The 22,632-nt window shown below is 64.5% G+C and carries 15 protein-coding genes; 6 read left to right on the forward strand and 9 right to left on the reverse strand.

Features of this window, described 5'->3' with window-relative positions:
* Window positions 1–310: 310 nt before the first annotated feature.
* The 5 genes from rpsJ to rpsL form a co-directional block, all read right to left on the reverse strand.
* Window positions 311–622 (reverse strand): 30S ribosomal protein S10, encoded by a 312-nt coding sequence (gene rpsJ, locus CAL11_RS24040; RefSeq protein WP_003806903.1) that lies wholly within the window; start codon window positions 620–622, stop codon window positions 311–313.
* Between the two features lie 63 nt (window positions 623–685).
* Window positions 686–1,876, reverse strand: coding sequence for an elongation factor Tu (gene tuf / locus CAL11_RS24045; protein WP_003806883.1), 1,191 nt, complete (start codon window positions 1,874–1,876; stop codon window positions 686–688).
* 76 nt (window positions 1,877–1,952) lie between these two features.
* Window positions 1,953–4,055: an elongation factor G gene (gene fusA / locus CAL11_RS24050; RefSeq protein ID WP_086094461.1), complete on the reverse strand. Its 2,103-nt coding sequence runs from the start codon at window positions 4,053–4,055 to the stop codon at window positions 1,953–1,955.
* A 17-nt stretch (window positions 4,056–4,072) separates the two neighbouring features.
* On the reverse strand, window positions 4,073–4,543 hold the full coding sequence (gene rpsG, locus CAL11_RS24055; protein ID WP_033465729.1) for a 30S ribosomal protein S7: 471 nt from the start codon (window positions 4,541–4,543) through the stop codon (window positions 4,073–4,075).
* A 162-nt stretch (window positions 4,544–4,705) separates the two neighbouring features.
* Window positions 4,706–5,083, reverse strand: a complete 378-nt coding sequence (rpsL, locus tag CAL11_RS24060; protein ID WP_005017264.1) for a 30S ribosomal protein S12 — start codon at window positions 5,081–5,083, stop codon at window positions 4,706–4,708.
* 577 nt (window positions 5,084–5,660) lie between these two features.
* Here rpsL and CAL11_RS24065 point away from each other — a divergent pair.
* Together CAL11_RS24065 and dmeF are read left to right on the forward strand one after the other, a co-directional pair.
* The gene (locus tag CAL11_RS24065) at window positions 5,661–5,936 is read left to right on the forward strand and encodes a metal/formaldehyde-sensitive transcriptional repressor (RefSeq protein WP_068924430.1); all 276 of its coding nucleotides are present in this window, start codon (window positions 5,661–5,663) and stop codon (window positions 5,934–5,936) included.
* Between the two features lie 5 nt (window positions 5,937–5,941).
* Window positions 5,942–6,868, forward strand: coding sequence for a CDF family Co(II)/Ni(II) efflux transporter DmeF (gene dmeF, locus CAL11_RS24070; RefSeq protein ID WP_086094682.1), 927 nt, complete (start codon window positions 5,942–5,944; stop codon window positions 6,866–6,868).
* 29 nt (window positions 6,869–6,897) lie between these two features.
* On the opposite strand, the gene CAL11_RS24075 is transcribed toward dmeF, so the two are convergent.
* Window positions 6,898–7,605 carry a response regulator transcription factor gene (locus CAL11_RS24075; protein ID WP_033465723.1) on the reverse strand — a complete coding sequence of 236 codons (708 nt, stop codon included), beginning with the start codon at window positions 7,603–7,605 and terminating at the stop codon, window positions 6,898–6,900.
* 375 nt (window positions 7,606–7,980) lie between these two features.
* Here CAL11_RS24075 and CAL11_RS24080 point away from each other — a divergent pair, with 375 nt between their 5' ends.
* From CAL11_RS24080 to CAL11_RS24090, 3 genes are read left to right on the forward strand one after another with little or no spacing between them, the layout of a single operon-like run.
* Window positions 7,981–8,703, forward strand: a complete 723-nt coding sequence (locus CAL11_RS24080) for a response regulator transcription factor (protein WP_033465721.1) — start codon at window positions 7,981–7,983, stop codon at window positions 8,701–8,703.
* A 17-nt stretch (window positions 8,704–8,720) separates the two neighbouring features.
* Complete coding sequence (locus CAL11_RS24085; protein WP_086094462.1) at window positions 8,721–9,827, forward strand: FecR domain-containing protein; 1,107 nt, start codon at window positions 8,721–8,723, stop codon at window positions 9,825–9,827.
* Between the two features lie 16 nt (window positions 9,828–9,843).
* Window positions 9,844–12,171, forward strand: coding sequence for a CHASE2 domain-containing protein (locus tag CAL11_RS24090; protein ID WP_086094463.1), 2,328 nt, complete (start codon window positions 9,844–9,846; stop codon window positions 12,169–12,171).
* A 15-nt stretch (window positions 12,172–12,186) separates the two neighbouring features.
* Here CAL11_RS24090 and CAL11_RS24095 read toward each other — a convergent pair whose 3' ends face one another.
* Window positions 12,187–13,437 (reverse strand): hypothetical protein, encoded by a 1,251-nt coding sequence (locus tag CAL11_RS24095; RefSeq protein ID WP_086094464.1) that lies wholly within the window; start codon window positions 13,435–13,437, stop codon window positions 12,187–12,189.
* 240 nt (window positions 13,438–13,677) lie between these two features.
* Here CAL11_RS24095 and CAL11_RS24100 point away from each other — a divergent pair, with 240 nt between their 5' ends.
* Window positions 13,678–14,082 carry a TssQ family T6SS-associated lipoprotein gene (locus tag CAL11_RS24100; protein ID WP_086094683.1) on the forward strand — a complete coding sequence of 135 codons (405 nt, stop codon included), beginning with the start codon at window positions 13,678–13,680 and terminating at the stop codon, window positions 14,080–14,082.
* A gap of 106 nt (window positions 14,083–14,188) precedes the next feature.
* On the opposite strand, the gene rpoC is transcribed toward CAL11_RS24100, so the two are convergent.
* Window positions 14,189–18,433, reverse strand: a complete 4,245-nt coding sequence (gene rpoC, locus CAL11_RS24105) for a DNA-directed RNA polymerase subunit beta' (RefSeq protein ID WP_033465716.1) — start codon at window positions 18,431–18,433, stop codon at window positions 14,189–14,191.
* On the reverse strand, window positions 18,433–22,545 hold the full coding sequence (gene rpoB, locus CAL11_RS24110) for a DNA-directed RNA polymerase subunit beta (RefSeq protein WP_033465714.1): 4,113 nt from the start codon (window positions 22,543–22,545) through the stop codon (window positions 18,433–18,435). Before rpoB ends, rpoC begins: the two co-directional genes overlap by 1 nt.
* Window positions 22,546–22,632 lie beyond the last annotated feature (87 nt).

Consider the following 22,632-nt stretch of genomic DNA (forward strand, 5'->3'; position numbering starts at 1 on the left):
CCGGGTAACGGCCAGCGCCCTACAGGACTAAGTAACCTGGAACGCCGCCCCGAACCCCGGCCAGCCGATGGCTAGCTGGCGGCCTGTTGCGCGCGCCCATAGTTTCTCTCGCCACAAAATGGCAAGTCTCGCATATTAGCATGCTTTTTCCTGGCAACACAAGCACTTAGCCAAACAGGCCCGCACCGCGGGCAAACTGTGGCGCCGACGCCGCGGCATGGCTTACGCGCCAAAGCAAAATGGCCGCACTCCCGAGGGAATGCGGCCATTTTTCACGAGTCGCGCCACAGGAGCGCCACCCGGACACGTCTTACTGCAACGCGATTTCGACGTCGACGCCAGCCGGCAGGTCCAGACGCATCAGCGCGTCAACGGTCTTGTCGGTGGGATCCACGATGTCCATCAGGCGCTGATGGGTACGGATCTCGAACTGGTCGCGCGACGTCTTGTTGACGTGGGGCGAACGCAGCACGTCGTAACGACGGATACGCGTGGGCAGCGGAACCGGACCGCGCACGACAGCGCCGGTACGCTTGGCGGTGTCGACAATTTCCGCCGCGGACTGATCGATCAGCTTGTAATCGAAAGCCTTCAGACGGATGCGGATCTTTTGGTTTTTCATGGCGTTTCCTAAAGAACGAAAAGCGAAGGCGGCGACTACCGCCCTCGCTGGTTGGGTACTGCTTTACTTGATGATCTTGGCGACGACGCCGGCGCCGACGGTGCGGCCGCCTTCACGGATGGCGAACCGCAGACCTTCTTCCATGGCGATCGGGGCCAGCAGCTTGACGGTCATCGACACGTTGTCGCCCGGCAACACCATTTCCTTGTCCGCCGGCAGGTCGATCGTGCCGGTCACGTCCGTCGTGCGGAAGTAGAACTGCGGACGATAGCCGTTGAAGAACGGCGTGTGACGGCCACCCTCTTCCTTGGACAGAATGTACACCTCGGCCGTGAAGTCCGTGTGCGGGTTGATCGAACCCGGCTTGGCCAGCACCTGGCCACGCTCGACGTCTTCACGCTTGGTGCCGCGCAGCAGAATGCCCACGTTGTCGCCCGCCTGGCCCTGGTCCAGCAGCTTGCGGAACATTTCCACGCCCGTGCAGGTCGTCTTCACCGTCGGCTTGATGCCCACGATTTCGATTTCCTCGCCAACCTTGACCACGCCACGCTCGATACGGCCGGTCACCACCGTGCCACGGCCCGAGATCGAGAACACGTCTTCCACCGGCATCAGGAACGCACCGTCGACCGCGCGCTCAGGCGTCGGGATGTACGTGTCCAGCGCTTGCGCCAGCGACAGAATCGCCTGCTCGCCCAGTTCGCCCTTGTCGCCTTCCAGCGCCAGCTTGGCCGAACCCTTCACGATCGGCGTGTCATCGCCCGGGAAGTCGTACTTGCTCAGCAGTTCGCGGACTTCCATCTCCACCAGCTCGAGCAGCTCCGCGTCATCGACCATGTCCGCCTTGTTCAGGAACACGATGATGTACGGCACGCCAACCTGGCGCGACAGCAGAATGTGCTCGCGCGTCTGCGGCATCGGGCCGTCAGCGGCCGACACCACCAGGATCGCGCCGTCCATCTGCGCAGCACCCGTGATCATGTTCTTCACGTAGTCAGCGTGGCCCGGGCAGTCAACGTGCGCGTAGTGACGCGTCTCCGTCTCGTACTCAACGTGCGAGGTGTTGATCGTGATGCCACGCGCCTTTTCTTCCGGCGCCGCGTCAATCTGGTCGTAGCCGCGAGCCTCGCCGCCGAACTTGTTCGACAGCACCGTCGTGATCGCCGCCGTCAACGTCGTTTTGCCGTGGTCAACGTGACCAATCGTACCCACGTTCACGTGCGGCTTGGTACGTTCAAACTTGCCTTTTGCCATGATTTCTATCCTTTGACTTTCAAGGAAACTTGGTTGTTGTGCCGCGCTTCCAACCTGAAAGCGCGGCGACGGTTACTTACTTGCCCCGAGCGGCGATGACTTCGTCAGCGACGTTCTTGGGCGCTTCGGCGTAATGCTTGAATTCCATCGTGTAGGTGGCGCGACCTTGCGTGAGCGAACGCAGGTTGGTGGCGTACCCGAACATCTCGGCCAGGGGAACCTCGGCCTTGATGGTCTTGCCGCCGCCGACGACGTCGTCCATGCCCTGCACCATACCGCGGCGGGACGACAGGTCGCCCATCACGGTACCGGCGTAGTCTTCCGGCGTTTCCACTTCCACAGCCATCATCGGCTCCAGCAGGACCGGGCTGGCGCGCCGCATGCCTTCCTTGAAGGCCATCGAAGCCGCCATCTTGAACGCGTTTTCGTTCGAGTCCACATCGTGGTACGAACCGAAGAACAGCGTCGCCTTCACATCCACGACCGGGTAGCCGGCCAGGATGCCCGCGGGCAGCGTTTCCTGGATGCCCTTGTCGACCGCCGGGATGTACTCGCGCGGCACCACGCCGCCCTTGATGGCGTCCACGAATTCGTAGCCGCCGCCCGGGGGCAGGGGTTCCAGCTTGAGCACGACGTGGCCGTACTGGCCGCGCCCGCCCGACTGCTTGACGAACTTGCCTTCCACTTCGTCGCAGTTCTTGCGGATGGTTTCGCGGTAGGCCACTTGCGGCTTGCCGACGTTGGCTTCCACGCCGAATTCACGGCGCATGCGATCGACCAGGATTTCCAGGTGCAGCTCGCCCATGCCGGAAATGATGGTCTGGCCGGACTCCTCGTCGCTGCGCACGCGGAACGACGGATCTTCCTGCGCCAGGCGCGACAGCGCCAGGCCCATCTTTTCCTGGTCGGCCTTCGACTTGGGTTCGACGGCCTGCGAAATCACGGGCTCGGGAAACTCCATGCGCTCGAGCAGGATGTGCGAATCGATGTCGCACAGCGTCTCGCCGGTGGTGACATCCTTCAGGCCCACCACGGCGGCGATGTCGCCGGCCAGCACTTCCTTGATCTCTTCGCGGTTGTTGGCATGCATCTGCAGCAGGCGACCGATACGCTCTTTCTTGCCCTTGATGGGGTTGTAGACGGTATCGCCCGACTTCAGCACGCCCGAATACACGCGCACGAAGGTCAGCTGGCCCACGAACGGATCGCTCATCAGCTTGAACGCCAGCGCCGAGAACTTCTCGGAATCGTCGGCGCTGCGCTTGATGGGGTTGCCATCGTCGTCCTGGCCGTCGACCGGGGGGATGTCCGCCGGCGAAGGCAGATAATCGATCACGGCGTCGAGCATGCGCTGCACGCCCTTGTTCTTGAACGCGGTGCCGCACAGCATCGGCTGGATTTCGCCGGCGATGGTGCGCTGGCGCAGCGCGACGTTGATGTCGTCTTCGTCCAGCGAACCGGTCTCGAGGTACTTGTTCATCAGTTCCTCGGACGACTCGGCGGCGGCTTCCACCAGCTTCTCGCGCCACTCGTTGGCCGTGCCTTCCAGCTCGGCCGGAATGTCGCCGTATTCGAACTTGGTGCCCTGGCTGGCCTCATCCCAGATGATCGCTTTCATCTTGATCAGGTCGACCACGCCGGTGAACGAGTCTTCGGCGCCGATCGGGATCACGATGGGCACGGGGTTGGCGCGCAGGCGCGTCTTCAGCTGGTCATAGACCTTGAAGAAATTCGCGCCGGTGCGGTCCATCTTGTTGACGAAGGCCAGGCGGGGCACGCCGTACTTGTTGGCCTGGCGCCATACGGTTTCGGACTGCGGCTGCACGCCGCCCACCGCGCAGTACACCATGCAGGCGCCGTCCAGGACGCGCATGGAACGCTCCACCTCGATGGTGAAGTCCACGTGCCCCGGGGTGTCGATGATGTTGATGCGGTGTTCGGGATAGTTGCCGGCCATGCCACGCCAAAACGCCGTCGTAGCAGCCGACGTAATGGTGATGCCACGCTCTTGCTCTTGCTCCATCCAGTCCATGGTGGCCGAGCCGTCATGGGTTTCGCCAAGTTTGTGGTTGACGCCGGTGTAGAACAGGATGCGTTCGGTGGTGGTGGTTTTCCCTGCATCGATGTGCGCAGAGATACCAATGTTGCGATAGCGCTCGATCGGGGTTTTGCGGGCCATGGTAGGTAGTCCTTAATTTACCAGCGGAAATGGCTGAAGGCCTTGTTGGCCTCGGCCATCTTGTGCGTGTCTTCGCGTTTCTTCATCGCGGCGCCACGACCTTCGGAGGCGTCGATGAGTTCTCCAGCCAAACGCATATCCATCGATTTCTCGCCACGCTTCTTGGCGGCTTCACGGAGCCAACGCATAGCCAGGGCCAGGCGGCGCACGGGGCGCACTTCAACCGGCACCTGATAGTTGGCACCGCCCACGCGGCGGCTCTTCACTTCGACGATCGGCTTGATGTTGTTGATGGCCAGGTTGAAGACCTCGATGGCATCCTTGCCGGTCTTGGTCTGCACTTGCTCGAGGGCACCGTAGATAATGCGCTCGGCGACGGCCTTCTTGCCGTCCAGCATCACAACGTTCATGAATTTGGCGAGTTCGACGCTGCCGAACTTGGGATCGGGCAGAATCTCGCGCTTGGGTACTTCGCGACGACGGGGCATTTTTGCTTCCTTGTGTCTGTTCAGTTGAACCGCGTCTCTTGACACGGCCATGGCCGCCTAGAGGGACGACCCCTTACATGCTGCGCTGTCTTCGCAATGCGAAGGACGCAGCTGCACTTTCCGGGCCGCGGACATCCGCAACCTGGGGTACTGCTATAGAGCTCAGGCCTTCTTCGGACGCTTGGCGCCGTACTTCGAACGGGCCTGTTTGCGATCCTTGACGCCTTGCAGGTCGAGGGAACCGCGCACGATGTGATAACGCACACCGGGCAAGTCCTTGACACGACCGCCACGCACCAGAACCACCGAGTGCTCCTGCAGGTTGTGGCCTTCACCGCCGATGTACGAAATGACTTCGTAACCGTTGGTCAGACGCACCTTGGCAACCTTACGCAGCGCGGAGTTCGGCTTCTTGGGGGTGGTGGTGTAGACGCGAGTGCAAACGCCGCGACGCTGCGGGCAGTTCTCGAGCGCGGGGCTCTTGCTCTTGATGATGCTGACTTCGCGCGGCTTGCGCACGAGCTGGCTAATGGTAGGCATGACCTTTGAAATCCCTTTTACGTACCACTGGTAAGTACTTACGTACTCGCACCCTCCCAGCATTCGGCGACCAATCTGGCCCCAAGCGAGGGGGAGGCAGTTCACGCAAAACCGCCTCAAACGTTCGTTTACGTAAAAGAGCGGGTCTTGCAGACAAATAATGCGTACAACACTGCATGGCCAGGCCGGCGGTGCCTTACGACGATCGATGCATCCAGGATAGAGGGCTCGTGACGCACCCCGGCCCGGAAAACCTGCAACATGCTTCCGGAAGCTGGCGCAAGCCTTTGCCACCCGTTCATGGGTTGGCTGGCTTCAGACCGATCGATGTATGGGCATTACCGGCTTGAACCTGCCATGCCGAAAATTGCATGCAGATAAAGCAGTAAGCCCTTCAGCTTAACTTAGTTATCCTCGCCTGTCAAAGGCGAACGCCCGAATTTTGCACCGCCGCGAGGTGGCGGCAGCGTCTGTGGCCCTGGCGCGACGCGCCCTCGCGGAAAACGTCTGCCGCGGACCGATCGCCGCCTCCCGCGCTCGGGGGTGTTATGATTTTTGTACCCTAGGGGGGTATGCTATGTCACACCTATCAGACCACAAAGACGAACTTCTCAAACGGACGCAGCGGATCGCGGGCCAGGTGCAGGCCATCCAGCGCTCGCTGGAAGCCGGGGCCGATTGCGAAACCATTCTCCATCTGGTGGCCGCCACGCGAGGCGCGCTCAATGGCCTCCTGGATGAAATCCTCGAGGCGCATGCCCGCGAACACGTGGCGCACCCTGACCTGACGCCAGATGCGCGCAGCAAGGGCCTGGAGGCGCTGGTCAGCGCCATCCGGCGCTATTCAAAGTGAAGACCATGGACATCCAGCCTCCGTCCCCGCCAGGCCGGCATGGCCATTCGTTCCTGGGCTCCGCGCATGACGAAAATGCCAGGAGGACAAGATGGGTCGTCCTGTTGACGCTGGCCATGATGGTCGGCGAAATCGTCGCCGGGTACGTCACGGGCTCGATGGCGCTGTTGGCCGACGGCTTCCACATGGCAACGCACGCGGGCGCCCTGGGTCTTGCCGCCGTCGCCTATGCCTACGCGAAGCGCAACGCCGACAACCGGGCGTTCAGCTTCGGCACCGGCAAAGTAGGAGAGCTTGCCGGTTTTGCATCCGCGCTCATGCTGGCCATGGTGTCGCTGGCCATCGGGGTCGAATCGGCCATCAGGCTGATTCAGCCGACCAACGTGGCGTTCGGCGAAGCCACGCTCATCGCTGTCGTCGGCCTGGGCGTGAATCTCGTGAGCGCGCTGCTTCTGGGCGGCGGCCATGCCCACGCCGAACACCATCAGCATGGGCATGCACGCCGCCCGCACGGCCATGACCACAACCTGAGGTCCGCCTATGTCCATGTGCTCGCGGATGCGCTGACTTCCGTCCTGGCCATCGTCGCGCTGCTGGCCGGCCGCTATCTCGGCTGGATCTGGCTCGACCCGGTGATAGGAATGGTCGGAGCCATCGTCATTGCGCGCTGGGCCTGGACCTTGATGCGCGACACGGGCGCCATCCTGCTGGACAAGGCCGACCACCGCCTGGAAGCGGAGGTCCGCGACGCCGTCGAAACCGCGGGTGACGCCACGGTCGCCGACCTGCATGTCTGGCAGATCGGTCCCGAAGCCCATGCCGCGATCGTGAGCGTCGTGGCTGGCCGCGACGTCACCGTCAGCCAGATACGGGAAAGAGTGTCGCCGATCCACGAAGTCCGGCACCTGACGGTGGAACTGGTGCCGGCATAGCGGCCGGCCTCGAACGGCGCCCCGCGCTCCTAGGAGTTGGCGAACAGGTAGCCGCTGCCGTATACGGTCCGGATGGGAAGCACCAGGCCGGCCAGCTCGGCCTTGCGGCGCAGCCGGCTGACGATGACGTCGATGCTGCGCTCGCCGGTGGAACGCACCGCCGGACCTTCGACGGCCAGCTCGCTGGCCAATTCCGCGCGGCCGATGGCGCGCCCGGCCGCGCCCAGCAGCAAGCGGACGATCTGCCGCTCGTTGGCCGACAGCGACAGTTCTTCCCCGCCAGGCGCCACGAGCGTCCAGTCCTGGTCGCGCAGCTCCCAACCCTCGTCGGTACCCCGTTGCGGGGCGCTCTCTTCCTCTTCCTGCCAGGCGGGCAGGCGCCGCGCCAGGGCAAGCAGTACGCATGCCAGTTCGCGCTCGTCGGCCGGCAGCGGCACGCAAGCGTCCGCGCCGCTTTGCAGGCAGCGCAGGCGCGCATCCAGGGTCAGATTGCCGCCAATGACGACGATGCCCAGTTCCGGCGAGCCGCGCAGGCGCGCCACCAGGGCGTAGCCCAACTCGCCCAGTTCGGAAATGTCCATCACGACCGCGTCGTAGGTATCCTCACTCAACAGCCCGAACAGCTCCAGGGGCGTGGAACAGCCCTTGGCCGATATCCCGGCCAGCAACATTGCTGCAATGATGCGGTCGCGATCGGCGTCGTCGGGCGTCATGATCAACGTGCTCAATTGCTTCATAACGAATCCCTGCCAGTCCGCGGGGTTCGCGGCCGGCTTTCAGGCGCTCAAAAGGGAAAGCGCGCGCCTGTACGCATTTGAGACAGTGTGGCGCGGTGTTGCGCAATAGAGCCAGTCAACATTTGTCAACTTTGCAATGTTTGACACTTATGCTCATTGGAGACGATGTAACAAGAGCCACGGGTTATCATGCGTTTGGTCAGGGTTCCATACACTTTTGGATGACGCCTACGCCAATATGCGAACAATAAGCTTCTGGGAACCCAGATGCGCTCGTGAAAGATTGGCGAACGCGCGGTTCGCCGCACCGGAGCCCGACCTCGTCCGTAACCTGCTCGCAGTCTGCCGTGCGAGCATCGCTCTGTGTCACAACGAATGAAAATTGCGTCGCTCGAAGACGATCTGGACCAGGCGCAGCATATCCAGCAGGTGCTCTCCGCGGCCGGATACACATGTACCAGCTATCCGCGCAGCCTGGACCTGCTGGCGGCGCTGCGCGTACAGGCGTTCGACCTCATCCTGCTCGACTGGCAGTTGCCCGACATGAACGGCGACGAGGTCGTGCGCCGGCTGCGCGCAAGCTACGGCTTTGCCGTGCCGATCATTTTCCTGACCAGCCGTGACCAGGAAAGCGACCTGGTGCAGGGTCTGCAGGCCGGCGCCGACGACTACATCGTAAAGCCCATGCGGCCAGCCGAATTGCTGGCGCGCGTGGCGGCCCTGCTGCGCCGCAGCCAGGGCGCCCTGCCCGACTATCTGCCGTTCTCGGTCGCGGGCTATCGCATCGATCCCAATGAGCGCTCCATCGCCCTGGACGGTCAGGTCGTACCCCTGCCGCCCAAGGAGTTCGAGCTCGCGCAGTTGTTTTTTCGCAACGTCGGACGCCTGCTTTCGCGCGACGTGCTTGCGGAAAGCGTGTGGAACCGTGAGATCCCGGCTACCTCGCGCACCCTTGATACGCATTTGTCGAATATTCGCCAGAAGTTGCAGTTGCGCCCCCAGAATGGGGTGCGCCTGTCTTCGTCCTATGCCCTGGGCTATCGGCTGGAATTGGTCAGCGACCCGCAGCCGCAGGGCGACGACGCCAAAGACGACTAATCCAAGGAGAGAAGTTCATGATTCGGCCGTTCGCGCCAGCGTTCATGCTGGTGTGCGCCCTTGTGGCCAGCGCCGCAGTACAAGCCCAGCCCGCAGGCAGCCTGGGAGAGAATTTTCTTTACCGAGTGCGCGCTGGCGATACGCTTATAGCGCTAGCAAGCACTTACACTGGCAATGAATCCAACTGGTCGGTCCTGCAGACGCTGAACCGGGTGGATGATCCGCAGCGCCTGCCGATCGCCCTCGAACTGCGCATTCCGCTGGCCATGATTCCGGTGCAGGCGGCAGGCGCCGAGGTGGTCCACGTCACCGGTAACGCCACCGCCGACGGCCAGGCCCTGCAGGTGGGCATGCAGATCGTCGAAGGCAGCACCATCAGGACCGCGTCCGGCAGCTTCGTTACCCTGAAGCTGTCCGATGGCAGCCAGGTGACGATTCCCGAAAACGGCACGGTGGCGGCCAACCGCCTGCGCCAATTCCAGCGCGTGCCGCTTACCGATTCGATCTTCCAGGTACAGCAAGGCGAACTCGAGTCACGCGTGGCCCCGGGCGGCCAGGGCGTTGGCCGCTTCGAGATCCGCACACCGGTGGCGGTCACGGGCGTGCGCGGCACCCGCTTCCGCGTCAAGAGCGGCCCCCAGGGCGCCAGCAGCGAAGTCCTGGAAGGCAGCGTGCGCCTGCAGCCGCACGCCCCTGACGCCGCGCCGGCCACGCCGGTAGCCGTGGCCTCGGGCTACGGCGCCAATATCGGCAGCGACGGCGCGTTCTCGGGCGTGCAGGCCCTGCTGCCCGCCCCCGACCTGCAGACCCCGGCCCGCGCCTCCTCGGGCGGCTGGACGGTGCCGTTTGCGCCCGTCCCCGGCGCTTCCGCCTATATAGTGAAGGTTTCGCGCGACGCGGAGGGCATGCACGTGGTGGCGTCCGACCGGTTCGATACCAACGATGTGCGGTTCCGCGCGCCTGGCGCCGGAACGTACTACGTGGCAGTTCGCGCCGTGGATGCCTCCGGTTTGAACGGGCGCGAAGCCATGCAGCCTTTCGAAGGCGCCAATGTGCTGTCCACGCCCTATGGCCTGTCCGTAGCCACCGGCACCGGCGACCTGGTGCTGCTCAGCGAATTCTAAGGTGCGCCGCCGCCCCATGCCCGACTCCCCCGCCCGGCGCTGGCTGGCGGCGCGCACCGGCATCATGCTGACGATGGTGCTGGTGACGATCGCGGGACTGCTGGGCGCCCTGGGCGGCATGGGCCGCATCGACCAGACACTGTACGACCGGGCCGTGTCGCTGTCGGGCCGGCCGGCCAGCCCCGAAATCCTGATCGTCATGATCGACGACGACAGTATCGCCACGCTGGGGCGCTGGCCCTGGAGCAGGACCGTGCACGCGGCGCTGCTGGACAAGCTGGGCGAGGCCCGCGCGGTAGGCCTGGATATCATCTTTGCCGAACCCGACCGCGCCGATCCCGAGGTCGACGCGCAACTGGCCGACGCCATCCGCCGCAACGGCAAGGTAGTGCTGCCAGTGGTGCTCAATCGCCTGCCGCGCGCGACAGGCCACGAGCCACCGCTCGAGTCGCTGGCGCAGGCCGCCGCCGCGCTGGGCTTCATCAATGTCGAGCTCGATACCGACGGCGTGCTGCGGCGCTCGATCTGGACGGCCCAGGTCGGCACCGCGCTATGGCCGCATTTCTCGCTGTCGCTGATGAGCGTGGGCGGCGAGGCGCAACAGGCCCTGCGGTTTGCCACCGCGCAACTGGCGGCGGGCCAGACCCGCATTCCGTACGCCGGCCCGCCCGGCCATTTGCGCACGGTGTCGTACATCAGCGTCCTGCAGGGCAACGTACCGCCCGAGTGGATCCGCGGCAAGTACGTGCTGGTGGGATCGTGGGCAACGGGCCTGACCGATGCATTCCCCACGCCCGTCTCGCACCAGGCCAACGGCATGGCGGGCGTGGAGATCATCGGCAACATGCTGCAGGCCGCGCGCCAGAACATTTCCTATACCGTCGCCAGCCCCTGGCATAACGCACTGGCCGCGGCGCTGCCCGTACTGCTGCTGTGCCTGGGCCTGCGGGTTCTCTCGCCCAAGGCGGCGCTGGTGCTCAACGGCGCCATATTGCTGGCCGTGTTGCCGGCCACCTATCTGGCCCTGCGCTTTGGCCAAGTGTGGTTTCCGCCGACGGCCACGATGCTGGTGCTGGCGCTGTGCTATCCGATCTGGAGCTGGCGCAGCCAGGAAGCCGTGCTGCGCTACATGGACAACGAACTCAAGCGGCTGCAGCGCGAGTATCCGCCGGTGCTCAACGAAGGCCGCACCCACACGCTGCTGGTGAACCGTTCGCTGGAGGACCGCCTGGGCAAGTTGCGCGAAGCGCTGGCGCGCGTGCGCAACCTGCGGCGCTTCCTGACCGATGGCCTGGACGGCATGCCCGACGCGACGCTGGTGTTCGACCCGCGCGGCCGGCTGCAGTTTCGCAACCGCGCGGCGATCCAGTACTTTCGCAGCCTGGGGTTGCGCGCCCCGCGCCATGGCCAGTTGGCCGCCGATCTGTTCCAGCGCGCCATCACCGACGAACGCAACCGCCAGGCCTTGACCGAGACCCTGCGGCATACGCCGCCCGATGCACAGGATTCGCCATGGAACGTGGACATGGAGGTCCGCGACCAGGCCGGACGCGACCTGATCCTGAAGTGCGCGCCCATCCGCACCGACGAGGGCGCTTTCGCCGGCACGGTTGCCACCCTGACGGATATCACCGTCATACGACAGGCCGAGCGCAAGCGGGAGGAGACGCTGCGCTTCATTTCGCACGACATGCGCGCGCCGCAGAATTCGATACTGGCCCTGGTGGCCATGAACCAGGAGTCGCCCGATGGCGCGCAGCAGCGCGACGCGCTGGCACGTATCGCGATGCTGGCCAACCGCACGTTGCGGCTGGTCGACGATTTCGTCCACCTGACGCGTGCGGAATCCATGAAGATCGCGCCGACGGAGTTGGACCTGAGCGAGCTGTTGCGCGAGGCGACCGACGATTTCTGGGCGCCGGCGCGCGCACGCGGCATCCGCATCGAGATCGATGAACCCCTGCCCATTGCCCTGGTGCGCGGCGACGACACCTTGCTGCGGCGTGCCCTGAGCAACCTGCTGGACAACGCCATCAAGTTCAGTCCGTCCGATAGCCGCATCCGCTGCACGGTCGTACGTGAGGCCGATGACTGGGTGGCTTCGATCCAGGACGAAGGACCTGGCATCGCTCCCCAGGACCAGCTGCAGATCTTCCAGCCCTTTACGCGCGTCAACACCGCCGGCTCGAACGACGTGGACGGCGCGGGCCTGGGGCTTGCCTTCGTGCGCACCGTCGCCGAACGGCTGGGTGGCCGGGCCGAGGTCATCAGCCCGCCATCGGGCGGCGGGCTGGCCGGCTCCACTTTCCGGTTGCGCCTGCCGGCCAGCCCGCCGCCTGGCTGAGCGCCATCCGGCCGTTTACTGGAATACGTGCGTGATGCGAGCCGGCTGGCCCGCCTTGACCTCGAGCGTGGCCCGGTACGGCGGCAGGTCGGCGTTGCGCACGACGACCGAATAGCGCCCCGGCGCCAGGCGCAACTCCTTCATGGGCGGGCTGACGCCACGCCGCACGCCATTGATCCAGATCTCGCCCCAAGGCTGCACGTTGATGCGTACCGTCACGCGGGCAGCAGCCGGCGCCGGCGTCGCGGCGGCCTCGGACTCGGCGTGCGCGCCCGTTGCGTCAGCCTCCGGCGCTACATTGGGCGTGGAATCGGCATCCGGGCCCGCCTGTTCCTGCGTGCCAGGCGCCGGCGGCGCCGCGTCATTCGATGTGGCGGCGGCGCTGCCTGCATTGCCATCCCGCGGCGACGCGGCCCCGGCGACCGGCGGCGGTTCGGCCTCGCGGGAGTCTGACGGCGTGACGGCCGCGCCAGGCGCCGTCACACGCTCGGAGCTGGTGATCACGCCGCTGGGCGTACCGGTCAGGCGCTGCCACCAATAGACAGCCACGCCCAGCGTCGCCAGCGCCAGCAGGATCGCGAACAGAACGCTGCGTACCGCCGGACGCTGCCGCGGCGGCTCTTCTTCGCGCACCTCGTCGTGTGGTGGCGGTTCATTGGGCACGGGCACCACGGCCTCGGCGGGCGCCTCCGGCTCCGGGAACTTGAGCGAGGCAACGAACGCTTCGAGCGTATGCGGCCGCGCCTGCGGCTGCACGGCCAGGCCGGCATCGATGGCGCGCAGGAAATCGTTGTCATACTTGGGCAGGTCGCGCTCCGCGAGCGGCTGATAGCCGTCGTTGACCGAGCGCTCCGGCGCCGCGGGCGGGCGGCGGCCGGTGATGAGCGAATGCGCCACGGCGCTCAATGCGTAGATGTCGGTCCACGGGCCACGCGGCCAGGCGGGATCGTCCACGTAAAGCTCGAATGGCGCGTATCCCGGCGCGGGCAGCGCGGCGTCGCCCTGGGCCGGCCCGTTGAGCGCCAGCAGATGCGCACGCCCACTTTCATCCAGCCCCACCGAATCGACGGTGATATCGCCACAGATATGGCCCTGTTCGTGCACGCTGGCCAGCTGCGGCACCAGCTCGCCCAGCAGGCGCTTGATACGGGCTTGCGGCACACCTCCGGCAGCGGTGGCCGCAATAGCGCTCAACGGACGATGCGCGAGGGGCGCGGCGCCTGCAAAAGGGCTGCGGGGAGGCTGGGAGGCGGCGGAAAGAGGCATAGTTCTATAACGAAAGCAAAAAACGGCAGCGATAACCGGATATTGTGCTTGTGATGCTGAAAGCGCGGCTATCCTTACGTTTCGACAAACATGTTGTCGTCTCGACGCACTTCGCAGGGCACGCCCATTCTTGCGGGCGGCGTTCTGGATATTATCCAGGCTACTTGGCCCGATTTTACGAATATGCCCGCGGCGCAAGGATATACCAACCTCGAACCCCGTTTCCTGCCCTCGTCCATCATGCCCATCATGCTCCGCCCCACCCTGTCCAGTCTTTCCCTGGCCGTGCTTGCGCTAAGCGGCTGTGCCAACCTGTCCAAACCCGCTGCCGAGGCGCCCGCAACCCCCGCCGCGCTGCAGGCCCTGGCCGAAGTGCGTACGGAATATGGCGCAGGCCATTACGGCGAGGTCATCCGCCGCGTGGCGCGCTCCGATGACCTGGCGGCCGCGCCGAAGGCAGTGCGTATCGAAGCGTTCAAGCTGCAGGCATTCAGCTATTGCGTGAGCAATTACACTCAGCTGTGCGAAGACGCATTCGTGCGCATACTGCGCCTGGATTCCAGTTTCACCCTGGCGCCCAACGAAGCCGGCCATCCCGCCTGGGGCCCGGTCTTTCGGGCCGCGCAATCGAAAGCCGGCGCCTGATCGCGAACGCCGGCATCAAGCAAAAAGGCCGCTGATTCACATCAGCGGCCTTTTTCTGGCTGTCGGGCCACGCCCTTGCCGGGCGCGCCTTCCAGTCAGTACGGCATCACTCGGCCGAGTCGTCCGACGGCATATCGGCGGCAGGAGCCTCCGGTTCGCCACCGACCGTAACCGGCGCATCCTCGAACGGGTTGGCCAGCTGCCGTGCGGCTTCGCGCTCGGCGGCTTCCAGCGCTTCCTTGTCCTTGCGGGCAATGTGATACGCCAGGCCAGTACCGGCCGGGATGAGGCGGCCGACGATCACGTTTTCCTTCAGCCCGCGCAGGTCGTCGCGCTTGCCCATGATCGCCGCTTCGGTCAGCACGCGGGTCGTTTCCTGGAACGACGCCGCCGAGATGAACGAATCGGTCGACAGCGAGGCCTTGGTAATGCCCAGCAGCACGTTGTCGTACGAAGCCGGACGCTTGTCCTCGGCAACCACGCGGTCGTTCTCGTTGAGCAGTTCCGAACGCTCGACCTGCTCGCCGGGGATGAACTCGGTGTCACCCGGATCGACGATGTTCACGCGGCGCAGCATCTGGCGGACGATCACTTCAATGTGCTTGTCGTTGATCTTCACGCCCTGCAGACGGTAGACGTCCTGCACTTCGTCGACGATGTAGGTCGCCAGCTTCTCGATGCCCTGCAGGCGCAGGATGTCGTGCGGATCGGCCGGGCCGTCGACGATCATTTCGCCCTTGTTCACCACCTGGCCGTCGTGCACCAGAACCTGCTTTTCCTTGAGGATCAGGAACTCGTGGCTGACGCCTTCCAGGTCGGTGATGACCAGGCGCTGCTTGCCCTTGGTGTCCTTGCCGAACGAAACCGTACCCGTGACTTCGGCCAGCATGCCGGCATCCTTGGGCGAACGGGCCTCGAACAGCTCGGCCACGCGCGGCAGACCGCCGGTGATGTCGCGGGTCTTCTGCGATTCCTGCGGAATACGCGCCAGGACCTCGCCGACCGCAACCTGCTGGCCGTCGCGCACGGTGATCAGCGCACCCACCGGGAACGAGATGTTCACCGAGTGATCGGTGCCGGCGATCTTGACGTCTTCGCCGTTCTCGTTGACCAGCTTGATCTGCGGACGCATGACGATCTTGCCGCCGCGCGTCTTGGGCGTGATCACGACCAGCGTCGACAGGCCGGTGACTTCGTCGACCTGCTTGGCAACGGTAACGCCTTCTTCGATGTTCTCGAAGCGCACCGCGCCACTGTATTCGGACACGATCGGACGCGTCAGCGGATCCCAGCTGGCCAGGCGGGTGCCGGCCTTGACCGCTTCGCCGTCGCCAACCAGGACGGTCGCGCCATACGGGATCTTGTGGCGCTCGCGCTCGCGGCCGTTGTCGTCGAAGATGGCCAGTTCGCCGGACCGCGAAATCGCCACGCGCTCGCCCTTGGCATTGGTGACGTAGCGCATCGTGCTGGCGAAGCCGACCGTGCCGTTGGACTTGGTTTCCACGGCGCTGGCCAGGGCCGAACGCGAAGCGGCGCCACCGATGTGGAACGTACGCATGGTGAGCTGCGTGCCCGGTTCGCCGATCGACTGCGCGGCGATGACGCCGACGGCCTCGCCCACGTTGACGTGCGAACCGCGGCCCAGGTCGCGGCCGTAGCAATGCGCGCACAGGCCATGACGCGTTTCGCACGTCAGCGGCGTGCGGACCTTGACTTCGTCCACGCCCAGGCGGTCGATCAGGTCGACCAGGTCTTCGTCGAGCAGGGTGCCAGCCGCGATGGCGGTTTCCTGCGTGTCGGGGTTGACGACGTCGATCGCGGCCACGCGGCCGAGGATACGGTCGCGCAGCGGCTCGATGACTTCACCGCCCTCGACCAAGGCCTTCATCGCGTAGCCATGGCTGGTGCCGCAATCGTCTTCGGTGATCACCAGGTCCTGGGTCACGTCGACCAGACGGCGCGTCAGGTAGCCCGAGTTCGCGGTCTTCAGCGCGGTATCGGCCAGGCCCTTACGCGCGCCGTGCGTCGAGATGAAGTACTGCAGTACGTTCAGGCCTTCGCGGAAGTTGGCGGTAATCGGGGTCTCGATGATCGAGCCGTCAGGCTTGGCCATCAGGCCGCGCATGCCGGCCAGCTGGCGGATCTGGGCAGCCGAGCCACGGGCGCCCGAATCGGCCATCATGTAGATCGAGTTGAACGATTCCTGGCGCACTTCCTCGCCATGACGGTTGACCACCGGCTCGGTGGCCAGTTGTTCCATCATCGCCTTGCCGACCTTGTCGCCGGCCTTGCCCCAGATATCGACCACGTTGTTGTAGCGCTCTTGCGAGGTCACCAGACCCGACGAGTACTGCTTGTCGATTTCCTTGACCTCGCGGCTGGCCTCGGCCAGGATGCCTTCCTTGGCCTTGGGGATCAGCATGTCTTCCATGGCGATCGAGATGCCGCCGCGCGTGGCCAGGCGGAAGCCCGACTGCATCAGCTTGTCGGCAAAGATCACCGTGTCGCGCAGGCCGCAACGGCGGAACGACTGGTTGATCAGGCGCGAGATCTCTTTCTTCTTCAGGGCCTTGTTCAGCACCGTGAAGGGCAGGCCCTTGGGCAGGATCTCGGACAGCAGCGCACGGCCGACCGTCGTTTCGTGACGATGCTTGACCGGCTGCCATTCGCCCTGCTCGTCGCGCTCGTGCTCGGTCAGGCGCACGGTGATGCGGGTCTGCAGTTCGACTTCGCCGTTGTCATAGGCGCGCTGCACTTCCGACACGTCGGCGAAGAAAATGCCTTCGCCCTTGCCGTTGATGCGTTCGCGGGTCGTGTAGTACAGGCCCAGCACGATATCCTGCGACGGCACGATCGACGGCTCGCCGTTGGCCGGGAACAGGACGTTGTTCGAGGCCAGCATCAGCGTACGCGCTTCGAGCTGCGCTTCGAGCGACAGCGGCACGTGCACGGCCATCTGGTCGCCGTCGAAGTCGGCGTTGAAGGCGGCGCAGACCAGCGGGTGCAGCTGGATGGCCTTGCCTTCGATCAGCACCGGCTCGAACGCCTGGATGCCCAGGCGGTGCAGCGTCGGCGCACGGTTGAGCATGACCGGGTGCTCGCGGATCACCTCTTCGAGGATGTCCCACACCACCGGTTCCTGGCTTTCGACCAGCTTCTTGGCAGCCTTGATGGTCGTGGCCAGGCCCATCATCTCCAGGCGGTTGAAGATGAACGGCTTGAACAGCTCGAGCGCCATCAGCTTGGGCAGGCCGCACTGGTGCAGCTTGAGCTGCGGGCCCACCACGATGACCGAACGGCCCGAGTAGTCGACGCGCTTGCCCAGCAGGTTCTGGCGGAAACGGCCGCTCTTGCCCTTGATCATGTCGGCCAGCGACTTGAGCTGGCGCTTGTTGGCGCCGGTCATGGCCTTGCCGCGGCGGCCGTTGTCCAGCAGCGAGTCGACGGCTTCCTGCAGCATGCGCTTTTCGTTGCGCAGGATGATCTCGGGCGCCTTCAGTTCGAGCAGGCGCTTGAGACGGTTGTTGCGGTTGATGACGCGGCGGTACAGGTCGTTCAGGTCGGAGGTCGCGAAGCGGCCGCCGTCCAGCGGCACCAGCGGACGCAGGTCCGGCGGCAGCACGGGCAGCACTTCCATGACCATCCACTCGGCCTTGATGCCGGACTTCTGGAAGCCTTCCAGCACCTTCAGGCGCTTGGAGATCTTCTTGATCTTGGCTTCCGAGCTGGTGGCCTTGAGCTCGCCGCGCAGCGTCTCGACTTCGCGATCGATGTCGATGGTGCGCAGCAGTTCGCGCACGGCTTCGGCGCCCATCAGGGCACGGAAATCGTCGCCGTACTCTTCGGTCTTGGCCAGGAAGTCGTCATCGGACATGATCTGGCCGCGCTTGAGCGGCGTCATGCCGGGCTCGATCACGCACCAGGCTTCGAAGTACAGCACGCGCTCGATGTCGCGCAGCGTCATGTCGAGCACCATGCCCAGGCGCGACGGCAGGCTCTTGAGGAACCAGATGTGCGCGACCGGGCTGGCCAGTTCGATATGGCCCATGCGCTCGCGGCGCACCTTGGCGACGGTGACTTCCACGCCGCACTTTTCGCAGATCACGCCACGATGCTTCAGGCGCTTGTACTTGCCGCACAAGCATTCGTAGTCCTTGATGGGACCGAAGATCTTGGCGCAGAACAGGCCGTCACGCTCGGGCTTGAACGTACGGTAGTTGATCGTCTCGGGCTTGCGAACTTCGCCGAAAGACCACGAACGGATCTTCTCGGGCGAGGCGATGCCGATCTTGATGGCATCGAACTGCTCGTCTTGCGAGACTTGCTTGAAGAGGTCGAGTAGCGCTTTCATCAGTTACGCTCCAAATCCATGTCCAGGGCCAGCGAGCGAATTTCCTTGACCAGCACGTTGAACGATTCCGGCATGCCGGCATCGATGACGTGGTCGCCCTTGACGATGTTTTCGTAAACCTTCGTGCGGCCGGTGATGTCGTCGGACTTCACCGTCAGCATTTCCTGCAGGGTGTAGGAGGCGCCGTAGGCTTCCAGCGCCCACACTTCCATTTCCCCGAAACGCTGGCCGCCGAACTGCGCCTTGCCGCCCAACGGCTGCTGGGTGACCAGCGAGTACGGGCCGGTGGAACGCGCGTGCATCTTGTCGTCCACCAAGTGGTGCAGTTTCAGGTAGTGCATGTAGCCGATCGTGACCGGACGCTCGAACTGCTCGCCGGTACGGCCGTCATACAGCCATGCCTGCGAACGCGACGCCGTCAGGCGCATGCGCGCGGCGACGTCGTCGGGATAGGCCAGCTCCAGCATCTTGCCGATTTCTTCTTCAGTCGCACCGTCGAACACCGGCGTGGCAAACGGCACACCCTTCTTCAGGTTGTTGGCCAGTTCCAGCACTTCCTCGTCGGTCAGGGTGTCGATATGCGCGCTGCTGCCGGTGGTGTTGTACACCTTCTCCAGGTAGCCGCGGACATTCTTGGCCTGCGCCGTGCGCTCGTCGCGCAGCATGTCGGCGATGCGATAGCCCACGCCCTTGGCGGCCCAGCCCAGGTGGACTTCCAGCACCTGGCCGACGTTCATCCGCGAAGGCACGCCCAGCGGGTTCAGAACGATGTCGGCGGGAGTGCCGTCGGCCATGTGGGGCATGTCCTCGACCGGCGTAATGCGCGAAACCACGCCCTTGTTGCCGTGACGGCCGGCCATCTTGTCGCCCGGCTGCAGGCGGCGCTTGACGGCCAGGTAGACCTTGATCATCTTGAGCACGCCCGGCGGCAGTTCGTCGCCCTGCGTCAGCTTCTTGCGCTTCTCTTCGAAGGCCAGGTCGAACTGGTGGCGCTTCTGCTCGAGCGATTCCTTGGCCTGCTCCAGCACGACAGCGTGCTGTTCGTCGGCCAGGCGGATGTCGAACCACTGCCAGCGATCCAGGTCGGCCAGGTAGGCCTTGGTCAGCGAGGCGCCCTTGGCCAGCTTGCGCGGGCCGCCGTTGACGGTCTTGCCGACCAGCATCTTCTCGATACGGTCGAACTGGTCGTTTTCGACGATGCGCAGCTGGTCGTTGAGGTCCTGGCGATAGCGGCGCAGTTCATCGTCGATGATGGACTGGGCGCGCTTGTCGCGCACGATGCCTTCACGCGTGAACACCTGCACGTCGATCACCGTGCCGGTCATGCCCGAGGGCACGCGCAGCGAGGTGTCCTTAACGTCGGACGCCTTTTCGCCGAAGATGGCGCGCAGCAGCTTTTCTTCCGGCGTGAGCTGGGTTTCGCCCTTCGGCGTGACCTTGCCCACCAGCACGTCGTCGGCGCTGACTTCCGCGCCAATGTAGACGATGCCGGAATCATCCAGGCGGTTGAGCTGCGTTTCAGCCAGGTTGCTGATGTCGCGCGTGATTTCCTCGGGTCCCAGCTTCGTATCGCGAGCGACCACGGTCAGCTCTTCGATGTGGATCGAGGTGTAGCGATCGTCGGCCACGACGCGTTCGGAGATCAGGATCGAGTCTTCGAAGTTGTAGCCGTTCCAGGGCATGAACGCGATCAGCATGTTCTGGCCCAACGCGAGTTCACCGAGGTCGGTGGACGCGCCGTCGGCCAGCACGTCGCCCTTGGCGACCTTGTCGCCGCGGGCCACGATGGGACGCTGGTTGATGTTCGTGTTCTGGTTGGAGCGCGTGTACTTGATCAGGTTGTAGATGTCCACGCCCACTTCGCCAGCGACGTTCTCTTCGTCGTTGACGCGGATCACGACGCGGTCGGCGTCGACGTGGTCGACCACGCCGCCACGCAGGGCCTGCACGGTGGTTCCCGAGTCGACCGCAACGGTGCGCTCGACGCCGGTGCCGACCAGCGGCTTTTCCGGACGCAGGCAAGGCACGGCCTGGCGCTGCATGTTGGCGCCCATCAGTGCACGGTTGGCGTCGTCGTGCTCGAGGAACGGGATCAGCGACGCCGCGACCGACACGATCTGCGACGGCGCCACGTCCATGTAGTGCACGTTGCCCGGCGCGGTCAGCATGGTTTCGCCCGCTTCGCGGCAAGCCACCAGGTCGTCGACGAAACGGCCTTCGTCATCGAGCGCGGCGTTGGCCTGCGCGATCACGTAGTGGCTTTCCTCGATGGCCGACAGGTAGTCGATCTGGTCGCTGACCTTGCCGTCGATGATCTTGCGATACGGGGTTTCCAGGAAGCCGTACTCGTTCAGGCGCGCGTACAGCGCCATCGAGTTGATCAGGCCGATGTTCGGACCTTCCGGCGTTTCGATCGGGCAGACGCGGCCGTAGTGGGTCGGGTGCACGTCGCGCACTTCGAAGCCGGCGCGTTCGCGCGTCAGGCCGCCCGGGCCCAGTGCGGAAACGCGACGCTTGTGCGTGATCTCCGACAGCGGGTTGGTCTGGTCCATGAACTGCGACAGCTGGCTCGAACCGAAGAACTCCTTGATGGCGGCCGAGATCGGCTTGGAGTTGATCAGGTCGTGCGGCATCAGGTTTTCGGTCTCGGCCTGGCCCAGACGCTCCTTGACGGCGCGCTCGACACGCACCAGGCCGGCGCGGAACTGGTTCTCGGCCAGCTCGCCGACACAACGCACGCGGCGGTTGCCCAGGTGATCGATGTCATCGATCTGGCCACGGCCGTTGCGCAGCTCGACCAGCACCTTGATGGTTTCGAGGATGTCCTCGTTGGTCAGCGTCATCGGACCGGTGCTGTCGTCGCCGCGACCCAGGCGGCTGTTGACCTTCATGCGGCCCACGCGCGACAGGTCGTACGTCTCTTCGCTGTAGAACAGACGCTGGAACAGCGCTTCCACCGCTTCTTCGGTGGGCGGCTCGCCAGGACGCATCATGCGGTAGATCGCCACGCGCGCGGCCATCTGGTCGGCGGTTTCGTCGGCGCGCAGCGTCTGCGAGATGTAAGGGCCACGATCCAGGTCGTTGGTGTACAGCGTCTGGATGTCGCGCACGTTGGCGGCGCGCATCGCGTTGAGCACGCTTTCGGTGATCTCGTCGTTGGCATGCGCCACGACTTCGCCGGTGTCGGGATCGACGATGTTCTTGGCCAGCACGCGGCCGTACAGGAAATCCTCGGGCACCGACACGCGCTGGATGCCGCCGGCAGCCAGGTCGCGCAGGTGCTTGGCGTTGATGCGCTTGTCCTTCTCGACGATCACCTTGCCGGCGCGGTCGGCGATGTCAAAGCGCGCCATCTCGCCCTTCCAGCGTTCGGCGACGAATTCCATCATGCCGCCTTCGCTCTTGAGTTCGAAGTTATCGAAGTCGAAGAAGTGCGCGAGGATCGATTCGGGCGTCATGCCGATGGCCTTCAGCAGGATCGTCACCGGCATCTTGCGGCGACGGTCCACGCGGAAGAACAGCACGTCCTTGGGATCGAATTCGAAGTCCAGCCACGAGCCGCGGTAGGGAATCACGCGGGCCGAGAACAGCAGCTTGCCCGAGCTGTGCGTCTTGCCGCGGTCGTGCTCGAAGAACACGCCCGGCGAGCGGTGCAGCTGCGAGACGATGACGCGCTCGGTGCCGTTGATGACAAACGAGCCGGTGCTGGTCATGAGCGGAATTTCGCCCATGTAGACTTCCTGCTCCTTGACTTCCTTGATGGTCGGCTTGCTGACTTCGCGGTCCAGCAGCACCAGGCGCACCTTGGCGCGCAGCGGCGACGCATAGGTCAGGCCGCGCTGCTGACATTCCTTGACATCAAACACCGGCTCGCCCAGCGCATAGCTGACGAACTCCAAGCGCGCCATTCCGTTATGGCTGACAATCGGAAAAATCGACGAGAACGCCGCCTGCAGGCCTTCATTGACGCGATCCGAGGTCGCGGTGTCGGCTTGCAGGAAAGTTAGGTAGGATTGAAGCTGTGTCGCCAACAGGAAGGGAACGTTTTGAACGTCCTCACGTTTGGCAAAGCTTTTGCGGATGCGCTTTTTTTCGGTGTACGAGTAAGGCATGAGCACTCCGACTCGAGGTTGCATGGACCGTAAACCACGGCCCCAGGTGATACGACTCCAGGAAACCCTGCTGAACTCGACCCTTCA

This window comes from Bordetella genomosp. 6, from assembly GCF_002119705.1.
In the GTDB taxonomy this organism is placed as follows: domain Bacteria; phylum Pseudomonadota; class Gammaproteobacteria; order Burkholderiales; family Burkholderiaceae_B; genus Bordetella; species Bordetella bronchiseptica_F.